Origin of the sequence: Blautia sp. NSJ-175, from assembly GCF_022867815.1 — a bacterium.
GTDB classification, from domain to species: Bacteria; Bacillota; Clostridia; order Lachnospirales; family Lachnospiraceae; genus Blautia; species Blautia celeris.
The window spans coordinates 270,832-289,871 of sequence record NZ_JALIFQ010000006.1 but is presented as its reverse complement, the minus strand read 5'-3'; the positions used below and the strand labels follow the sequence as shown (position 1 = coordinate 289,871).

General features: G+C 45.7%; 17 protein-coding genes. 2 read left to right on the top strand and 15 right to left on the bottom strand.

All coding sequences use genetic code 11. The annotated features are described in order from the left end of the window. Window positions 1-26: 26 nt before the first annotated feature. Window positions 27-815 carry an arylamine N-acetyltransferase family protein gene (locus tag MUB35_RS12175; RefSeq protein WP_052099263.1) on the top strand — a complete coding sequence of 263 codons (789 nt, stop codon included), beginning with the start codon at window positions 27-29 and terminating at the stop codon, window positions 813-815. On the opposite strand, the gene MUB35_RS12170 is transcribed toward MUB35_RS12175, so the two are convergent. The 9 genes from MUB35_RS12170 to MUB35_RS12130 form a co-directional block, all read right to left on the bottom strand. Further along, a complete protein-coding gene (locus MUB35_RS12170; protein WP_052099265.1) occupies window positions 797-1,168 on the bottom strand; it encodes a hypothetical protein in 372 nt (123 codons plus the stop codon). The genes MUB35_RS12175 and MUB35_RS12170 overlap by 19 nt on opposite strands. A gap of 14 nt (window positions 1,169-1,182) precedes the next feature. After that, window positions 1,183-2,430, bottom strand: coding sequence for a Y-family DNA polymerase (locus tag MUB35_RS12165; RefSeq protein ID WP_330641548.1), 1,248 nt, complete (start codon window positions 2,428-2,430; stop codon window positions 1,183-1,185). A 90-nt stretch (window positions 2,431-2,520) separates the two neighbouring features. Then, a complete protein-coding gene (locus tag MUB35_RS12160; protein WP_244806280.1) occupies window positions 2,521-3,108 on the bottom strand; it encodes an SOS response-associated peptidase in 588 nt (195 codons plus the stop codon). Window positions 3,109-3,209: 101 nt separating this feature from the next. After that, the gene (locus MUB35_RS12155) at window positions 3,210-3,428 is read right to left on the bottom strand and encodes a hypothetical protein (protein ID WP_033140498.1); all 219 of its coding nucleotides are present in this window, start codon (window positions 3,426-3,428) and stop codon (window positions 3,210-3,212) included. A gap of 163 nt (window positions 3,429-3,591) precedes the next feature. Beyond that, a complete protein-coding gene (locus MUB35_RS12150) occupies window positions 3,592-4,917 on the bottom strand; it encodes a replication-associated recombination protein A (protein WP_244806279.1) in 1,326 nt (441 codons plus the stop codon). A gap of 187 nt (window positions 4,918-5,104) precedes the next feature. Beyond that, entirely contained in the window at window positions 5,105-6,373 is a 1,269-nt protein-coding gene (locus MUB35_RS12145; RefSeq protein WP_244806278.1) for a glycoside hydrolase family 1 protein, read from the bottom strand. 24 nt (window positions 6,374-6,397) lie between these two features. Continuing rightward, a complete protein-coding gene (locus MUB35_RS12140; protein ID WP_244806277.1) occupies window positions 6,398-7,720 on the bottom strand; it encodes a carboxylesterase family protein in 1,323 nt (440 codons plus the stop codon). A 19-nt stretch (window positions 7,721-7,739) separates the two neighbouring features. After that, on the bottom strand, window positions 7,740-9,140 hold the full coding sequence (locus MUB35_RS12135) for an MFS transporter (protein WP_244806276.1): 1,401 nt from the start codon (window positions 9,138-9,140) through the stop codon (window positions 7,740-7,742). Window positions 9,141-9,149: 9 nt separating this feature from the next. Further along, window positions 9,150-11,378, bottom strand: coding sequence for a glycoside hydrolase family 2 protein (locus tag MUB35_RS12130; RefSeq protein WP_244806275.1), 2,229 nt, complete (start codon window positions 11,376-11,378; stop codon window positions 9,150-9,152). 396 nt (window positions 11,379-11,774) lie between these two features. Between MUB35_RS12130 and MUB35_RS12125 the strand changes: the two genes are divergently transcribed. After that, the gene (locus MUB35_RS12125) at window positions 11,775-12,761 is read left to right on the top strand and encodes an AraC family transcriptional regulator (protein ID WP_244806274.1); all 987 of its coding nucleotides are present in this window, start codon (window positions 11,775-11,777) and stop codon (window positions 12,759-12,761) included. A gap of 86 nt (window positions 12,762-12,847) precedes the next feature. Here the strand turns inward: MUB35_RS12125 and MUB35_RS12120 are convergent, their stop codons facing one another. From MUB35_RS12120 to MUB35_RS12095, 6 genes are all read right to left on the bottom strand, one after another. Further along, window positions 12,848-13,531, bottom strand: a complete 684-nt coding sequence (locus tag MUB35_RS12120; protein WP_244806273.1) for a FadR/GntR family transcriptional regulator — start codon at window positions 13,529-13,531, stop codon at window positions 12,848-12,850. A 66-nt stretch (window positions 13,532-13,597) separates the two neighbouring features. Next, window positions 13,598-14,371, bottom strand: coding sequence for an enoyl-CoA hydratase/isomerase family protein (locus MUB35_RS12115; protein ID WP_244806272.1), 774 nt, complete (start codon window positions 14,369-14,371; stop codon window positions 13,598-13,600). 21 nt (window positions 14,372-14,392) lie between these two features. After that, the gene (locus MUB35_RS12110; RefSeq protein WP_255785692.1) at window positions 14,393-15,916 is read right to left on the bottom strand and encodes an acyl CoA:acetate/3-ketoacid CoA transferase; all 1,524 of its coding nucleotides are present in this window, start codon (window positions 15,914-15,916) and stop codon (window positions 14,393-14,395) included. Between the two features lie 16 nt (window positions 15,917-15,932). Next, complete coding sequence (locus tag MUB35_RS12105; protein ID WP_227243412.1) at window positions 15,933-17,237, bottom strand: TRAP transporter large permease; 1,305 nt, start codon at window positions 17,235-17,237, stop codon at window positions 15,933-15,935. 5 nt (window positions 17,238-17,242) lie between these two features. Then, window positions 17,243-17,752, bottom strand: coding sequence for a TRAP transporter small permease (locus MUB35_RS12100; RefSeq protein ID WP_227243414.1), 510 nt, complete (start codon window positions 17,750-17,752; stop codon window positions 17,243-17,245). After that, window positions 17,745-18,782 (bottom strand): TRAP transporter substrate-binding protein, encoded by a 1,038-nt coding sequence (locus tag MUB35_RS12095; protein WP_227243417.1) that lies wholly within the window; start codon window positions 18,780-18,782, stop codon window positions 17,745-17,747. The genes MUB35_RS12100 and MUB35_RS12095 overlap by 8 nt, the downstream gene beginning before the upstream one ends. Window positions 18,783-19,040 lie beyond the last annotated feature (258 nt).

Below are 19,040 nucleotides of genomic sequence, written 5' to 3'. Positions count from 1 at the left end.
ACAAAAAGAGAAAAGGATTTATTACTATGTACGAAGAATTGTATGAACCCATTCCCCAGACAAAACCCTATCTGAAACGTCTGGGACTTACCGCTGTGCCGGCGGCTGACAAGGAGAATCTGGACCGGCTCATCTACGCCCACCAGCTCCATGTCCCCTTCGAGGATCTGGATGTGTGTGAATTCAAGAGAACCGCATCCCTGTCCATCTCCTCTCTGTATGAAAAGATCGTGTTGAAAAAACGGGGCGGATACTGTTATGAACTGAATGCACTTTTTGCCTCCCTGCTCACTGCCTGTGGGTATGAAGTCACACCCTGTATGGCCAGGATCATCCGGGACTGCGATGACGAGTTCATCCCCCCGATTTCCCACCGGATCAACCTTGTGCGGATAGACGGACAGCAACATTTCTGTGACGTGGGATACGGCGGTCCCATGCCCGCTGCCTCCATGCCCCTTGTGGACGGCTTAGAGGAATGCATCAAGGGCCAGACCTTCCGTCTTGACCAGACAGATGCTTTCTGGTGGAAGCTTTCCTACTGCTCCAAAGATACGTTTTCCACTGTCATGAGCTTTTCCCCTGTTCCCTGTGAACCGGTGGATTTTGTGGCTTTGAACGCCTTTGCCTCCACCCACGAACATTCTGTCTTTCCGCGTCTGCGCATGGTGAATCTGCGGACGCCGGGAGGAAGTGTGTCCCTGATGGGAGACATTTTCACCTGTTCGGAAAACGGTGAAAAGACCGTCCGGCAGATAACGGAGGAGGAATTCCTCCCTGTGCTGGAACAGTATTTTCATCTGCATATCTCCTGATCTTCGGTACAAATCACCCCGTCTGCCGGCTGAGCAGACGGGGCATTCTTTATCATTGCCCAGCGGTGTTCCTCCAGAAAAAAGATGAGTTTTATCTCTGTCTCATATCCCTCTTCTTCTATTTTACAGACATATTCCAGTGTGGGAATGCCATTGTAGTGTTTTTCCTCCCTGCAAAGGACCCGGATGCTGCGGACCGTGTGGATCTGTCCTTCCTCATCCTGGTATTTTAAAAGCTGCAGGCTGGTATCCCCTTTGCTGGTAAACCAGCAGCCCACGGCAATGCTCTTTTGTTCTCCCCGGATACTGCCTGCATCCGCTTTCTCCATATGGATATCTGTGCCGAATGCCATAATTCTCTCTCCTCTCAGTGTTCACAGCGGTAACGTTTCTCCCTGGACATCCCGCCGCTCATATGGTCAATGGGGGATTCCAGGAACACAGCCCGCTTTACCGCATCCATACCATACCGCCTCCGTATGGTGTCCACGGCCCGGTCCAGCCGCTCCAGTTTCCCGTAATCCCTTGTGTCAAAAAGTTCCATCTGCCGCATGGCATTTTCATCCTGTATCCTGCCTGTGTGTATGCCCAGATGCCGGATGGGAAGCCCGTCCCAGAGTTCCAGAAAGAGACTGCAGGCATGGCGGTGCAGCTCCTCTGTAATGTTCGTGGGAGCCGGAAGCCGGCACTGATGAGAGGCAGTCTGAAAAAGATAATCCTTGATACTCACAGACAGCACTTCTGCCTTCTTTCCGTCCTTTCTAAGCCTGGCTCCCACCGTTTCCGCCAGAGCCAGAAGCACCAGGGATGCCTGAGACGCAGATGTCACATCCACCGGAATGGTGGTGGAATTTCCATATCCCTTGTTGGGCGGCGGCACAGCCTCCACCAGGGAAAAGTCTCTTCCGTTGGCAAAATTCCAGATAAGCTCCCCCTGCTTCTTCATGTGCCGTTTCAGTATCTCCACATCAGTCCGCGCCAGATCCCCTATGGTATAGATACCCAGATTACAGAGCTTTTTTGCCGAAGCCCTCCCCACAAAAAACAGCTCACTTACAGGAAGGGGCCACAGCTTCAGCGGAATCTCCTGCGCAAAAAGGGTGTGCGTCCTGTCAGGCTTCCTGAAATCAGAAGCCATCTTTGCCAGCAGCTTGTTCTCAGAGATACCGATATTGACGGTAAATCCCAGCTCTTCCCGGATTCTTTCACGGATACGGTCAGCCGCCTGTTCCGGGGATCCGAAAAGTTTTTGCGTGCCGCTCATATCCACGTATGCCTCGTCAATAGAATACTGCTCCACATCCGGGGAATATTCCCTCAAAAGAGTCAGCAGGGCATGGGAACTCCTGTCATAGAGGCTGTAATCGGGAGGTACAATGGTAAGGGGGCCGTACTTCTGCCTGGCCTCCCAGATCGAGTCACCGGTACGGATTCCGTATGCTTTTGCCGGCATGGATTTCGCCAGAATGATTCCATGCCTCTGGTTTACATCCCCTCCCACCGCGGAAGGAATATCCCGCAGATCCAGAACTTCTCCCCTGTATTTCCTTCTGTATACCGCCTCCCAGGACAGATAGGCGCTGTTGACATCCACATGAAAAATGACCTTCTCCATTTTCATCACCTCATTACATTCTATTCATGTAAGAATTATATCAGAACATATGTTCTGTTTTAAATAGGTGATTCATGGAAAAAGGACCCGCTACTGCAGGTCCAGTGTCTGTTGCTCATATTCTGTACTATTATAAAGCATGACCGGTGTCTGCCCAAGCAGGTCTTCCGCCTTCTGTCTGCTGAAGATCCAGTCCTTAACCTGCCGTTCCTCCAGGATCAGGGGCATCCTGTCATGAATCCGGCGCATGGAGTCATTGGCCTGCGTGGTCAGGATCACAAACCGTTGTTCCTCTCCATACCGGTTATAAATGCCGGCAAAAAATAAAATTCTGCCGTCAGGTCTTGTAAATGTGTACTTTTCTTTCTTTTTATCCCACTCATAGAAATTTTTGGCCGGAATCACGCATCTCCGAAGAAGAAGGCTGTCACGAAATGTTCTCTTTTCCAGTGCTGTCTCCTGCCTTGCGTTAAAGATCACCCGGCTTTTTTCAAATCCGGGAAATCCCCACATAAGCTCCTCCCCGCACAGCTCTCCCTCTCTTCCCGTGACCACAGGTGCACTCTGGGAGGGAAATACATCCCGGCTCTTTTCTTCCAGCAGTTTTTTATCAATCTGGCGTACCAATTTTTCTATTTCCCTGATGGTATCATCATCAATATAATATCTGCCGCACATAAGCCCTCCTTTTTTCTTTCCTATCTGTAAGGATGCGCATCTGTATTTCTCTTTATTCTCCGTGTGAAAAGGAGATGCGAAAAATCGCATCTCCCCTGTTCTCACGCCTCTGTAAAGGTATACCTCTCTTTTACGCCGTTGGTCACAACTTCGTACACAACGGAACCGTCCTCACGCTCTGTCTTCTCACAGGTGGAAACTTTGCTGGTCAAACCCTTCATGTAAGTGTCCAGATCATCGGTATCCACTTCTTTGATCTGGGAATCCGGATGTCCGTCACACAGATTATAAATCTCATGAATCAGTTCATAATGTTTCATACACAATTACCTCCTTGTATTCATGGTTTCTATACATAACTGCTCTTATACACGGTCAGCGCAGTCAATGCGCAGATCTGACGGGACAGTTACTTTATATTTCTATTATAAACGAATTTCCTGATTTTTACAAAGCTTCTTTTTGATTTTTCAGTTTTTTCTTCTATTCTTCGGAATGTTCTCTCTTCCACTGCAGAACAGACTCCAAACGCGCTCTGACAATTTTTTCCTCCCCCTGTTCTGTGGGGTGGTAATAGCGTCTGTCCTTTAGAGAATCCGGCATACACTGCATGGTGCTCAGTTTCTCCTGTGTATCATGGGCATAGACATATCCCTGTCCGTAGTCCAGCTCCTTCATAAGCTTTGTGGGCGCGTTGCGCAGCTGGAGGGGAACCGGTTCTGCTCTTTTATTCTTCACATCCTCCTTGCAGTGCTCGCAGGCAGCATACAGGGCATTGGATTTCGGCGCCATGGCAAGATATGTAACTGCATGTGTCAGATGCACATCGCACTCCGGCATTCCCAGAAAATGACAGGCCTGGTATGCTGCCACTGCCACCTGCAGGGCATTGCTGTCCGCCATCCCCACATCCTCACTGGCAAAGCGTATCAGCCTCCTGGCAATATAGAGAGGATTTTCCCCGCCCTCCAGCATCCGGCACATCCAGTAAATAGCCGCGTCCGGGTCACTGTTCCGCATGGATTTATGCAGGGCGGATGTCAGGTTATAATGCTCCTCCCCGGTCTTGTCATACAGCAGGGATTTCCTGCTGATGCACTGCTCCATCCCTTCTCGGGTCACGGTAATGCCCTCTGCCGTGATTTCTCCGTTTAAGACCGCCATCTCCAAGGTGTTGAGGGCAGTTCTGGCATCTCCGTTTGCAAAAGCAGCTATGGCCGTAAGCTGTTCCTCTGTGATACGGACATTCTGCCCGCCAAACCCTGCCGGGTTTACCAGGGCATGTTCCAAAAGCTTCACCAGATCCTTTTCCTCCAGTGCCTTCAGCACAAATACCTTACACCGTGACAAAAGAGCCGCGTTGATCTCAAAGGAAGGATTCTCCGTGGTGGCCCCGATGAGCGTAATACTGCCCTTCTCCACATACGGGAGAAAAGCATCCTGCTGGGCTTTGTTAAAGCGGTGGATCTCGTCCACAAAAAGAACCGTGCGGATTCCCATTCTCCGGCTGGTCTCCGCATGGCTCATCACATCTTTGATCTCTTTGATGCCGCTGGTCACCGCGCTGAAATTAATAAAATCAGCTTTTGTCCTTCCCGCAATGACACTGGCCAGCGTGGTTTTCCCCACTCCGGGCGGCCCCCAGAAGATCATGGAAGAGATCTGGTCCCGCTCTATGAGCTGACGCAGCATCTTCCCTCTTCCGAGCAGATGCTCCTGCCCCACAAAATCCTCCAGACGCTCCGGCCTCAGGCGGCTTGCAAGGGGAGCCGTCTGCCCTCTGTCGTCAAATAATGTCATCTGTTCCATATCACCTGTACCTCCGTAAACGAACCGTCTTAACTCATCATTACTATCTTACCAAACATTCGTTCGCACAGCAATATGATAATGACAAAAATGGTATTTGCCCCTGCCGTCATTCCACCCGGAAGCCAGATCTGGGCGTGCAGTCTCTGCCTTTACGTTCCCCGTATCACGAAGACAGAGCAGAAGGTCATGGTGTATGATAAAGTGTACCCGGCACATAGAGGCTCTTTTTAGGGATTCTTCTCTGCGTTTTCCTGTCTACGGCAATCAGACCGAAGGTGACGGAATATCCCAGCTGCCATTCATAGTTATCCAGCAGAGACCAGTAGATATATCCCTTTACGGGGATCCCATCCTTCATACATGCTTTTACGCTGTCTGCGGCCTCCCGAATAAATGCGCACCGTCTTTCATCATCTGCTGTAGCAATACCGTTTTCCGTAACAAGCAGATCGCCATGGTATGACTCTGCAATCTTTCTGAGTACGCCGCTCAGCGCCGCCGGATAGTCCTCATACCCCATCTGTGTCACTGGAGTATCTGCGTTTTCCCAGACAGCCCCCTGAGCGCCAAAGACTTTTCTGCTATAGCATTGTACTCCAAGAAAATCATCTTCCTCAATCCAGGGAAGATAGTGCAAAAATTCCTTATCCCATTCGGATGCGGCAAACTGTTCTCCACCGGGCAGGCATTGGATATCATGTACCGTAAGGGTTATTCCTGTCTCTAATTCAGGACGAACTTCTTTAATTGCGTCACGAGCTGCTGCATGAGCTTCCATAACAATCCGGTCACCTTCCGGAGTACAGGGCGAAACAAAAGGATGGGCTTTTTCGCCTTCTTTCAGCCCAAATGCTTCTGCCATCTCTTTTTGCCGCAGATATTCATCATCATCCGCAAAATGAATCCCAGCCTGTATGTCAGAATCCTTTGCCGCAGATCCTTTCCCAAGGGCAGCCATGATCTCGGCAATCTGCATACGCATATTTGCTTCGTTTATGGTGCAGACAATGCTCATCAAATCTCCCAGTTCCTCTGTGATCCGCCGACAGAAAGCCGCGAATTTGTCAATCACTTGGGGATTTTCCCATCCTCCCTGGGTAATGATCCATTTTGGTGTCGTAAAATGCAGGAGGGTTACAATGGGAAGTATGCTATTTTCATGACAGCATTTCAGCACTTCTCTGTAATGCTCCACCTCTGCTTCTACCCATGCATCCGGTTCAGGCTGAATCCTTGACCATTCGATAGAAAAACGGTAACAGTTCATTCCCGCAGATGCAAGGAGCCGGATGTCCTCCCGGAAACAGTGGTAATGATCTACTGCATTGAGAGATGGTTCGTCATACAAAGAGTGGGGAAGGTTTTCCTCCACCCAAGTATCATTATAAATATTATTTCCTTCCACCTGGTGTGCTGCAGTCGCAGCACCCACAAGAAATTTGTTTACGTTCATTTTTTTGATTCCTTTCCACGCTTTTCACATCTTCATATAGGGTTCCGGGACCGCCATCCTAATCTCCGTGTCTGAAAATACCATGACCGGATCCCCCGGCTTCTCTGCGGCATTCCATGAAACAAGCCCTTCTCTGTTTGGATTTCCTGTTTTTACAAAATTTTCAAAATAATCCATCATTTTTTCTGACAGATAATAATCCCACTCCTGGAAAAGCCGCCATGATTTTTTTAGATTGCCTATGGTATACCATAACTCGCTGGAATGCCATGCGCCCTTGTCATCACCTGGCAGATTCCTTGCAAACAAAAAGCAATAGGAGGGTTTCTTTTTCTGCTGATACTGGAGCACTGCCCATTCTTCTGCCATTGCCTTTAGAACCTCCGGCAGCATATCATTTTTGGTAGTTCCCATCAGATAAGGGATATCTGCCTGAATCTGCCGCTCAATCACATCCTCACCCGTATACAAAATCATGGCGTGATCCTGTACGGGCATAACATAGTTTATATTCTGCATATCCTCCGCCAGCAGTTCATCAACTACTGAAAACACCTGTCCGGCTTCTGCACGTTCCCATTCTTCCGGGCCGCGGCCCAGCTTTGCAAATGCCTTTTCCCAGAAAGAATAGGCTTCTTCAGCCGGAACAAAACGGGCAAATTCTCTGCCTACCCCTCCGCCGCTGGTCATAATGGCTCTGGCGATATAAGGCGAAGCAAGTTTTGACTGGCATAACTGCTGTATACTCATAGCTCCGGCAGACTGTCCCATCAGAGTAACTGCCCCAGGATCCCCGCCAAAAGCTTCAATGTTTCTGCTGATCCATTTCAGCGCGGTAAGCTGGTCATATAATCCATAATTTCCTGTGTGCCCGTCCCGCTCTGCCAGCTTTGAATGACAGCAGAAACCGAATGCACCGAGACGGTAATTGCATGTCACAAAAAGAATTCCTCTTTTTGCATACTCAGCTCCGTCATAAGGAGCTTCGTTTCCACATCCATTCTGAAATGCCCCACCGTGTATATACAGGATAACAGGCACTTTCCGGGCATTTGGGGGAATCCACAGATTTAGATAAAGGCAGTCTTCACTATAAGTAAAGCAGTCATTTCTGCGAAACTCTCTGTAGTAGAAGGATTCTTCTGTCTCCGGACAGAAGGTGCGCTTCTGCACACAAGCGTCTCCAAATTTGGATGCGTCATAGACTCCGTCCCAGGCTTTGATCTCCTCTGGATATCTCCATCGTTCAGCTTTCGCATACCGGATACCGAGGAATGCCTTTGTGCCATCCTCGTGTACAAGGCCTCTTATCTTTCCACAAGGAATATCCAATACTATATTCTCCATATCTGATCCGTTTCCTTTCTTAAATATCTTTATTTAAAACTGCATACATTTCCTCAGTCTTTGCTTTGTTCAGATTATAGATCAGTCCCACGCTTATAATTTCTATGATACATGCAGCCACCGGGGTAAGTGTTGCAAGCGTGCGGATTCCGTCCCCAACTCCCGCTGCCTGAGCGGAAACTCCTGAGACAAATCCTACCGCAGCCAGAAACGCCGTAATACCGCTTGCCCCAATGGAATCCCCCACCTTTTTGCTGAAGGTATAGATGGCATACACAGTACCATCACATTTCATGCCAGTCTTAAAGACCTGCCAGTCGATAGCCTCTGTCACCATGGCCCATGTCAGCATCATATAAACAGTCTGACCAGCATTGCCAAGTGTGCTCAGCACAAGATAGACGTAAGGATTGGCAATCGGAAATAAGAAAAGCAGGAACGAAACAACCGCATTGTAAATACATCCAATGACAATAAGCTTCCTCTTCCCAATAATCTCTGCAATCTTTGGCACCAGAGCAAAACAAAGAAGCATAATCGGGATATTGATAATTGAACTTACGGACATTACCTTTGGCGCATTATAATATTCTTTAAATACATAAGTAGATAATGTGATAGTCGCATTTGAGGCAAGAGCCGCTCCGAGAGATGCTATCATAAGACCAATCAGTGGTCTGTTATGAGCCGCTCCTTTGATAACATCCAAAAATTTGTACTCAGTTTTATCTGTATTTTGAGGTTCATTTACATTTTCTTGTATGCTTTTTTCAACCTGACTGTAGCGTTCAGTGGTACATTTTAACATAATGAGATAAAAACATATACTCAGTACGGCCGCGGCAACCGCCAGGATAAAAAAGCCTCCTGGGTTTACACTTTGGTCTTCCTTCCAGATAAACATGGGAACAAGCGGCATGAAGAAAAGTCCCATTGCTGTTCCGCCAATACTTCTTGCCCGTGAAAGTTTTGTGCGTTCTACCGGATCGTGGGTAATGACAGAAGCCATTGCACCGTAAGGCATAGAGGTGCCTGTGTAACTCATTCCGTAGATAATGTACCACACAGCAATCCATGCATGTTTCATCAGAGATGAAAAAGTAGATATATCTGCAAAGATCATTAAACAGGATACGGCCAGCGGGAGCATTGCTATCTTGATATATGGTTTAAACTTGTCTCCGGTTCTGCCGATCCTGAACCGGTCAGGAAAAGATCCTATAATCGGATCATTCACAGCATCCCATATTTTTGCGAATAGGAATAATCCTGCCATCCACCCCGGCGAAATTCCCAATACATATGTACAAAATGTCAGAATATATGCTGAGATATAAAGGTTGATCATGCTTCCGCCAAGATCACCAAACAGATAACCCACCTGATCTTTTATACCGAATTTTTTCATTTCGTTTCTCATAATTTTCTCCTAATCTATCGAGTTTGTTCTTTTTTTTATCTGAATCAGTCTATTGTTAAGTGTTTTGAGTTCATCCGCTTCCACCAGAGTCTTAGCATGGACACACATCTGTTCAAGTGTAAAACTGCCGATTGTGCCGCGCATATAAGTTCCGACCTGTCGGTATTCCTTATCGATCACTGACATAACCTGCCCGCATTTCATCAGATCATTGATCGTATCCAGGATGGAATATGCATCCTGCGGAAACAGTTTTTCTTTCTCGAGCTCATCTTCATACCAGTTTTTTACATTTAGGCCGGGATATGGATCTACAAACACATATTCTGGTGTGTCTTCATCTGTGCGCAGGAATACTGCCCGGTCTGTGATATTCCCTGCTGAGGCGGTCACTCTATTTTCACCGTCTTTCAGCTCTACGGATTGGAAAAGAAAAATGCCGCTGCCTGAACTGACGCTGTATTCTTTCCCGTTCACGCTGAGTTTAACTTCCTTTAAGTTTGAATATACTTTGATATCAATAACATACTGTTTCCTTTTGCGAAATCTTTTCCCCGTAATATGTACGAAGGGCTCTTCTGACCACTGCGCTTTGTAATAATAGAAGGCGTCCTTTCTTATCTGCCTGTCATAAGTGACCAGACCTTTATTATTTCTGTATTTAATTCCGCCCTCATCACGCACAGGGCTGGTGAAATCAAACATATTCCATACAAAACTGCCCCAGATATACTGTTTATCTCTGATAATAGGATACACTGTTTCGTGGTACAGCATCTGATATTCTTCAGAATAGTCTTTTCTGACGGGATTGCTGCTGTGGAAACTGAGATTACAGTCGACTCCGTATTCTGACAATCCAAGTGGAACATCTGGATTTACCCGGTGAAATTCTTCTGCAGATATATCGTAATCTTCCAACTCTCCATAATACCATCCGTAATATAGATTATACCCCACGGCATCTGTGATACGGTTCAGTCTGCTGTCGCTTTTGACGGTATTCAGATTCGCGCATACGGTAATCCTTCCATCGTCCAGTCTCTTTGCAGCCTGGTTCAGCCTTTCAACTTCGGGATACATCTCCTCGTCTTCACCAAAGATTGCGATTTCATTTTGGATCCCCCAGAAGCAGATAGATGGATGATGTATATTCTGTAAGATCAACTCCCGAAGCTGCTGATCTGCGTTTTCCAGCAGTTCTTTGTCCATGCTCATTTTCAGCATGGGAATCTCAGCCCACACAATAAGGCCGTTTCTGTCGCACAGGTCATAAACTTCCTGTGGGTGCTGGTAATGGGAAAGCCTTAGGGCATTTGCTCCAATTTCCATAATCAGGCGGAAATCTGTGTCCCAATTTTCTTTGGAAGCGGCGGAGAATACTTCTGCTGTATCCTGGTGTTTTGCAACTCCGTTCAGCTTCATATGTTTTCCATTCAAATAAAATCCTGTCTGCGCATCCAGTTCCATTGCCCGGAATCCGGTATGGAGAGTCACCTCATCCCTTATCTCACCCCCAACGACAAGCTGAGCGGATACCTTGTACAGATAGGGATCTTCCTTCCCATTCCAAAGGTGTGGCGAAGGAATGGGAATTATTGTCTCCGTCTCTCCACAGACTGTTTTTTCGGCCATTCTCATACCGCCCATATCAAAAACCTGATACCGGACTACAGGCTTTTTGCTCCCACAACCGCAGATATGCGGCTGTAATCTCAGAACTCCGGCAGTATCCTTTAACTCTGTTCTGAGAATGATACCCTTTGTACCATAATACATAATATCAAAGTGCTCGTGTTCTGTTATGATCATCTTTACGGAACGGCAGATTCCTCCAAAAACTGCAAAATCGCCGGAAATCGGATTCACAGTATCTCCTTTTTCATTGTTGACGAGTACGGTCAGGATATTATCCGCATCCGGATTCAAATACATTCCGATTTCTACTGCAAAACTGCTGTACCCACCTTTGTGGCTGCCTGTCAAATGGCCATTGACCAGAACCCGGCATATCTTTTCCACCCCTTCAAAAAGTAAAAACACATGTCTGTCTTTTTCCGGTCTCATACGGAATATCTTCTGGTATACGGCGTCACCTTGATAATATTCGCCGTCCCTATACCACGTGTGGGGCAGTGAGATATCTTCAGCTCCCTGAAGTACAGCACCGCAGTCTGCCTCATCCCAGTCCATCTTCCGAAACTTCCAGTTTTCGTTCCATAGTTTGACTTCACGCATAAGCATTTCTCCTTTTCTTTCCTTTAGAAAGATTCTAGCATTTGGAAATTCTACATAAAACAGGGATGGTTCTTCAGTTTTTTTAATATAGTTTTAATAAGTATCCGCATATTAATATTTTTATATTTTTTATTTACATTTTTATAATATCATCTTATAATAAAAAAAAACAAGGGGGATCAGAGTTTGAAAAGAGATATATATACTTATCGGCAGGTCATCCGATTTCTTGGTGTGAATTGCTCTGATTTTGGCAATAACAACAAAAATCTTTCTCAAATTGACTGTGAATTCAGAAAAAGGTTTATTTCTGCCAAAGCGTATGTTAAATTTCAAGAAGTGTTCCGTAAGCACGTCTCCTCCACGCATCTTCTGAAAATCAAGGATTCATTTGAAATGTATTACTACTTTTATAAAACAGATTATCCATATGATGACGGTACACTTTTCTTTTGTATCGGCCCTGTACTCGATAACAGGATCTCGGAAAAACATATCCTGGATATTATTGAGGAAAACAGCCTTTCCAGATTGCTTACGCCTGAGCTTATAAAATTTTATGACCAGCTTCCCGTGAAACAGGACATCCATATTTTTGAACAGACAATTATGGCTGTATATTCCGGTATTTTTGGCAGAGAACTCATACTTTCAGAACTTTCCGGCAATGCCCTTTCTTACGAAAAGCAAGATTTTACAGAGCCGTCACTTCTCTCTTCCAAGGTGGCCGATACGGTTGAAAGCTTCTATCGCCTGGAGAACCTGATGATGGATGCCATCTCTTCCGGCAATGCACAGGAAGCCCTGTCTGCATATTCCCAGCAAAACAATCTGACATTTGCCCCTCGTCCGGGCGACCCTGTGGAAAACCTGCGCAGACGTTACATCATCCTAAACGTACTGTGCCGCAAAGCGATTGAAAAGGGTGGCGTTCATCCTGTATATATAGACTCCATCTCTTCCAATTTCGCTATCCGTGTGGCGTCGGCTTCCCCGGCAGAGCTGGAAGCAATACCTGAACAGATGATCCGGGGATACTGCGAAGCTGTCCGGAAATTTTCTTTTAAAAATTACCCTGCGCTGATTCAGAACTGCCTTTTATATTTGGAACAGCACTACGCAGACAATCCCTCTCTCTCCTATGTGGCTGAAAAACATTTTGTATCCAGACAATACCTGAGTTCCCTTTTTAAAAGAACGACCGGAAAAGGCTTCACAAGATGCCTTCATGAATGCCAGCTCAGACACGCCGCGGAACTCTTGAAAAACACGTCTCTTCCGGTTGCACATATCGCAGAGTGCTGCGGACAAAAAGACGTATCGTATTTCACAAAATTGTTTCGGGAATATTATGGGGTTTCTCCCAGAGAATATAGAAAGTAAAAAAAACATAAAAATACTCCTTTTTGATAAGAATTATAATATCTTAATCCTTACCAAAAAGGAGTCACTTTTGAACCGTTACCTCATCATTTTTCCAAGTATTTCTGCATATCCCGTTTTGACCTTTGGATATGCCGTTTCATAAGCAGGCCAGCCAGCTCAGCATCCTTTTTCCGTATTGCATTCAATACCCATTCATGTTCTTCTACACCGCTCTTGGCTCCGATTGTCTTGTTTGCCGTATAGTGATACTTCGTATTTTCTTCATTTAGAATCTCCATCACACGAATCAGAATCGAATTCCCCGTTCCTTTGGCAATCTCCATATGAAAATCCCGGTCTGCTTCATAAAACACTGCATTATTCTGATCTAACTGATGCTCCCGCATAGTTTCCAGCAATTCCGTCAGTTTCTCCAGCTGCTTCTCATCGCAATGCTCTATAAACATGCTCACACAGGCAGGTTCCACAATCTCCCGGAATTCCAGGATAGTAATAATATCATGCTGATTCAGCATCATCTCTGGTTTTAACTGATTGAGCAAAGAACCTGCATCGTATTCTTCCACATAGGTTCCGTCACCCTGACGTTTTTTCAGGATTCCCATGGCAACCAGCTTTTCAACCGCTTCCCGAACAGTGGCTTTCCCAAAACCCGTCTCCTGCTGAAGCTGTGTCTCTGTGGAAATCTTCATTCCCTGAGTCCAGATTCCAGCCTGAATCCTGCTTTGAATATATTCTACTACCTGGTCGCTGGCACTTTTCTTCATAAGGTCACACTCCTGTTTTTTATCTGGTTTTAATTATAACCTTGCGCACTCTTAATCGTCAATCATCTATTTTTTCTTCCGTGAGTCGAAAAAAGCTTTGAGTCTTCCAAGTGTTGAAGGCGAGGACATGACTACTGCTGATGTGGCGGCTTCCTCATAAGCACTCTGGTTTACTTCACGCAGATTATGAGAATTGACTATCTCTTTCGTCAGCTGTAAAACTTTCCTGTCATTTTTCAAAATACCTTCAAGAATAGAATTCAGCCCTTCTTCCAGCTCGTCTGCCGGATATACATGATTGACCAGCCCCCACTCATATGCCTGTTTTGCACTAATCTGTTCACCTGTGAAAAACATCTCTTTCGCCCGGTTCGGCCCAATCAATTTTGGAAGCCGGTAGCTGCCTCCCCATCCCGGCATCACACCGAGACTTGCCTCCGGCTGTGCGAATCTGGCTTCTTCTGATGCGATGATCATGTCACAGGACATTGCCAGTTCCAGACCTCCGCCCAGAGCGTATCTCTCTACCTTGGCGATGACCGGGACCGGAAGGGACTGCAGGCGGTTAAAAATCCGATGTCCGTTCTTTACCCAGTCCTGAATGTTTTCCTCATTCATTGTTTTCAGCACATTTATGTTTGCACCTACAACAAAAGATTTCGGAGATGCACTCTGCAGCACAACTGCACGCAGCTCCTGGTCTTTTTCTATCTCTTTGACAGTATTCTCCAACATTTTAAGGGAATCCCAGTCCAGAGTGCAAGGATGCCTTTCTATCTCCTCCATAATTGTAATATAACCAATCAATCCTTTTTTTTCATACTGAATTAATGTTGCCATATCTTTTTTCCTTTCCGCATTCTATGCATTAAAAATATTCTCATCCATTACAGACAGATTCTCAGAAATCTCCGGTTCGAAATCCATATGTGCCAGTATATCCTTATCCAAATCAATACCAGGGGCGATTTCTGTCAAAACAACCTTCCCATCTCTGAGTTCAAATACAGCTCTTTCTGTAACATACAGTACCGGCTGATCTATACTTTTGGCATACTCTCCGCTGAACGTAATCTGGTCTACTTCTTCTACAAACTTACAGATCTGCCCTTCCTGCTCAATTACCAGTTTCCCGTCTTTTACAGATTCCTTCAGCCCTTTTGCTGTAAATGTTCCGCAGAATACCACCTTCTTTGCCCCCTGGGAAATATTGATAGCTCCACCGCAGCCTGCCAGCAGTCTGCCTGTTTTTGAAGAATTCACATTGCCTTTTTTATCTGTCTGGGCCATGCCGAGGAAACATACGTCCAGCCCACCCCCATCATAGAAATTAAACTGGGCAGTCTGGTCCACCATTGCGTCTGCATTGTGTGATACGCCAAAGATAATACCCGGCATAGGCATACCTCCTATGATCCCCTGTTCCACTGTAAAGTGCAGGGAATCCAGATATCCCTCTTCCCTTGCCACGGCTGCCACACCATCCGGCATACCGACTCCCAGATTAACTACCGCCTCTCCTTTCGGCAGTTCTTTTGCGGCACGTCTGGCTACAATTTTCCGTGGTCCCATTTCCATATCCGGGACATGGTCAAATGGAATTCTTATATTGCCTGCCAATGCAGGATCATAGACACGTTCACAAGTCTGCTTCTGTTCCGAATCCACTACAATATAGTCCACATAGATGCCCGGAATCACCACATCTTTCGGATGTGCTTTCTGTTCGGAGAGATATTTTACCTGTGCAATGACAATACCTCCGCTGTTGTGGGCTGCCTGAGCCAGTGCCATTCCATCCAGAATAGCCGCTTCCTCCTCATAGGTAATATTACCGTTACAGTCAGCAGCAGTACCCCGTACCAATCCCACATCAAATTTCATAGAAGGATAGAACAGCCATTCTTCCCCATTCAGTTCTATTACCTGAACCAAATCTTCTTTTGCGCTCCGGTTCATCCTGCCGCCTTCCACACGAGGATCAATAAAGGTATGCAGACCAATCTTGGTGATCACTCCCGGTTTGTTTCCCGCAACTGCCTGATACATCTGGGAAAGCACTCCCTGAGGAAAATTATAAGCTTCTATCTTTTCCTCCTGAGCAAGCTGGGCCATTTTCGGAGCCATCCCCCAATGTCCGGCGATATCACGTTTCACCAGGCCTTCGTAAGCCAGAGCGTCTGTTCCCAGAGAATCCTTGTCTCCAATTCCGTTCGCATGGTAGAGCGTCAGGTTTTGGGGCTGTCCTTCTGCCTGGTAACGTTCTCCCAGTTTTGTAAGGACCAGTGAAGGCTCACATACACATCCTCCTGAACCGAGAATCGCCACTGTCTGATTACTTTGAATTAAATTTACAGCTTCTTCTGCACTGATAATCTTAGCCATTTTTATCTTCCTTTCCTTAATATCCCAATAATCCCGGCAGCCAGGTAGACATAGCCGGAACAAAAGTAACAAGCATCAATACTGCAAAAATCGCCACATAATATGTCAGCAATGGTTTAATGACTGTTTCCAATTTCAATTTTGCCACCTTGACACCAACAAACAAAATATTTCCTACCGGTGGTGTAATACATCCGATGCATAAGTTATAAGTCATCATAATTCCAAAATGCAGGGAAGTCATTCCGAAAGACTGACAAATCGGAAGGAAAATCGGTGTAAAAATCATGATTGCAGGGATAATATCCATAAATGTACCAACGAATAACAGAAAAACATTGATGATCAAAAGGATAATAACCGGGTTACTGCTGATTCCGAGGAGTGCTGATGATATGGCTTCCGGAATCCCGGTAAATGACAGCACCCATCCCATAATATTGGAGGTACCGCACAGGAAAATTATTGTTCCTGTCATCTTAGCACTCTCAGCCAGTATCTTCCAAAGTTCCTTTAAAGTAATGGTTTTATATATAAACAGGGAAAGAATCAGGCTGTATGCCACCGCAATCGCTGAACCTTCCGTTGCAGTAAAAATACCTGTGATAATTCCGCCGATGACGATAATAATCAACATCAGGCTTGGCAGGGCCTGAAGAGCAACTTTCAGGGCCTCTTTCAGACTTACTCTCTCTGAGGTTCTGTATCTGCGTTTTTTTGCATAGAAATAGGCCACAACCATACAGGAAAGCCCCCATAAAATCCCCGGAATATAGCCTCCCATAAAAAGAGCTGCCACAGAAGTACCCCCGCTTACCAGTGAATATGTGATCAAGACATTACTCGGCGGAATCAGAAGGCCGGTAGGCGCTGTTGCAATGTTTACTGCTGCCGAAAAATTTTCATCATAGCCTTCTTCCTTTTCAATGGGGCCTATGATCGTTCCCATTGCGGAAGCTGACGCAACTCCCGAACCTGATATTGCCCCAAAGAGCATATTGGCGACTGCGTTTGTATGGGCAAGAGAACCCGGCACGCGCCCGGTGAGAACCTTTGCAAAATTGATCAGACGAATGGCAATGCCGCCTTTATTCATAATATTTCCTGCAAGGATAAAAAACGGTATGGCCAAAAGTGTGAAGATGGAGATTCCTGAAAAAATACGCTGTGTTGCTGTCAGCACAGCTGCTTCAAAATCAAGTGTTGGCAGAATTGCCAGTATGGATGACACTCCCAACGAAATGGCAATCGGAATACCTGCCAAAAGCATTCCAACCAATACCACTGCTATAATCAGTCCTGTTAATAAGATTGTACTCATATCAGCTATTTCCTTTCCTCTGTGTTATTACTGAGATTTTCCTGTCCCTTCAGTTTGCTGTACAAATCTGAAATATTTAGAATACAATAAATACTTGTGAGTACACCGCTGACAGGCATAATGCAGTATACATATCCCATAGGAATCGCCAGGGATGCTGTCAGCTGTGTCATGGTAAGCTTTGTAAGTGCAATACCACCATAAATCAACACCAATATCGTAAACACAAAAATGATGCATTCCGTTGCTATGGCCAGAACCACCGCTTTCTTCCCTTTTATTTTATTTGCGAAAAAATCAAGTTTTAAATGGTCCCTCTCTCCGAACGCCAGCGTTGCTGCGAACATAGCCATCCACGCAAAACTATAGGTCAGAAGTTCCTCTGAAAAGGAACTGGGATTATTAAATACATATCGGGTCACCACCTGATATACAGCCAGGATTGTCATAAAACTGAACATAACTGAACACATAGTGCTCAAAATTTTATCCATGATATTACGGATTTTATTCATGCTGCGTCTCTCCTTCCCCATTATCAGCCACTCCTTCCTGGATTGTCTGGATTTCCTCGTAAATCGGCTGCAGTTTTTGATTGGATTCCAGGATTTGTTCGTGAAGCGGCAGCACAGCCTGACGGAACGCCTCAACATCTACATCGATGAACTCCACTCCCATCTCTTCTGACTGCTGCTTCGCAACCTCAATCTGTTCAGCCCATGCCTGCACCTCTACCTCTGTACTGATTTTTGCGGCCTCATCAAAAACTTTCCGCTCTTCCGGTGAAAGGCCATTTAAAAACTTCAAATTACATACCAATAGATCGGGCATAATCTGATGCTGGTTATATGTATAATACTGCGCGACTTCCCCATGTTTCATGGTGGTCAATGCCATTTCACTGTTTTCAGCGCCGTCAATGACGCCCTGCTGCAGCGCTGAATATACCTCACTGTAACTCATAGGCACTGCCGCAGCTCCCATTAACTCAATCATGCTGACATTTGTGGGACTTGGCTGAACGCGAATCTTCATTCCTTTTAAATCCTCGGGGGAATGGATCGGCTTTCTTGTATAAAGATTTCTGACTCCCAAATCGTACCATGTCACAGCCCGGAATCCTGCCCTGTCTGTTGATTCATATATGCCATTCATGAACGCGTCATCCTGCACAACTGTCTTGAACCCCTCTTGTCCATGGAACAGGTACGGAAGGCTGAATATCTGGTATATATTGTCAAACGTCTCCAGGTTACTTGTATTAGCCACCACATACTCAATCGCACCTGTCTGGACCAGCTCGATTGCTTTCGATGTTGAGCCTAACAGTTCATTTGGATAAATTTTGACTTCATACTTATCCCCCAGCTTCTCCTCCACATGTTCCTTAAATGCCTGCAGCCCAATATTAACCGGATGCGACATTGGCTGTCCGTTTGAGATATGAATGATTTTTTTCCCGTTTCCCGCAATACTGCATCCGCTCATGGAAGCTATCACAGCTGTACATAATGCGAATGCTGCTAAAATCCTTCCTGCCTTCATATTTACAATTTCTCCTTTTCTTTTCGATTTACAGATAGCCCGCGGTGCTATCTCCTGATAATTTCATCAGATAAATTTACTTTGATTTTATCCAAATTCATCCGGTGTTTAAATGATATCACATCTAATATTTTAACGTCAATCGCATTTACAGTCAAATATACGCTTAGTTTTTTGTATATTTTTTACAAATTTCTACATAAATTCACCATATGTATTACATCTTGAAAAGAGCATCAAAAAAATTCATATGTCCTT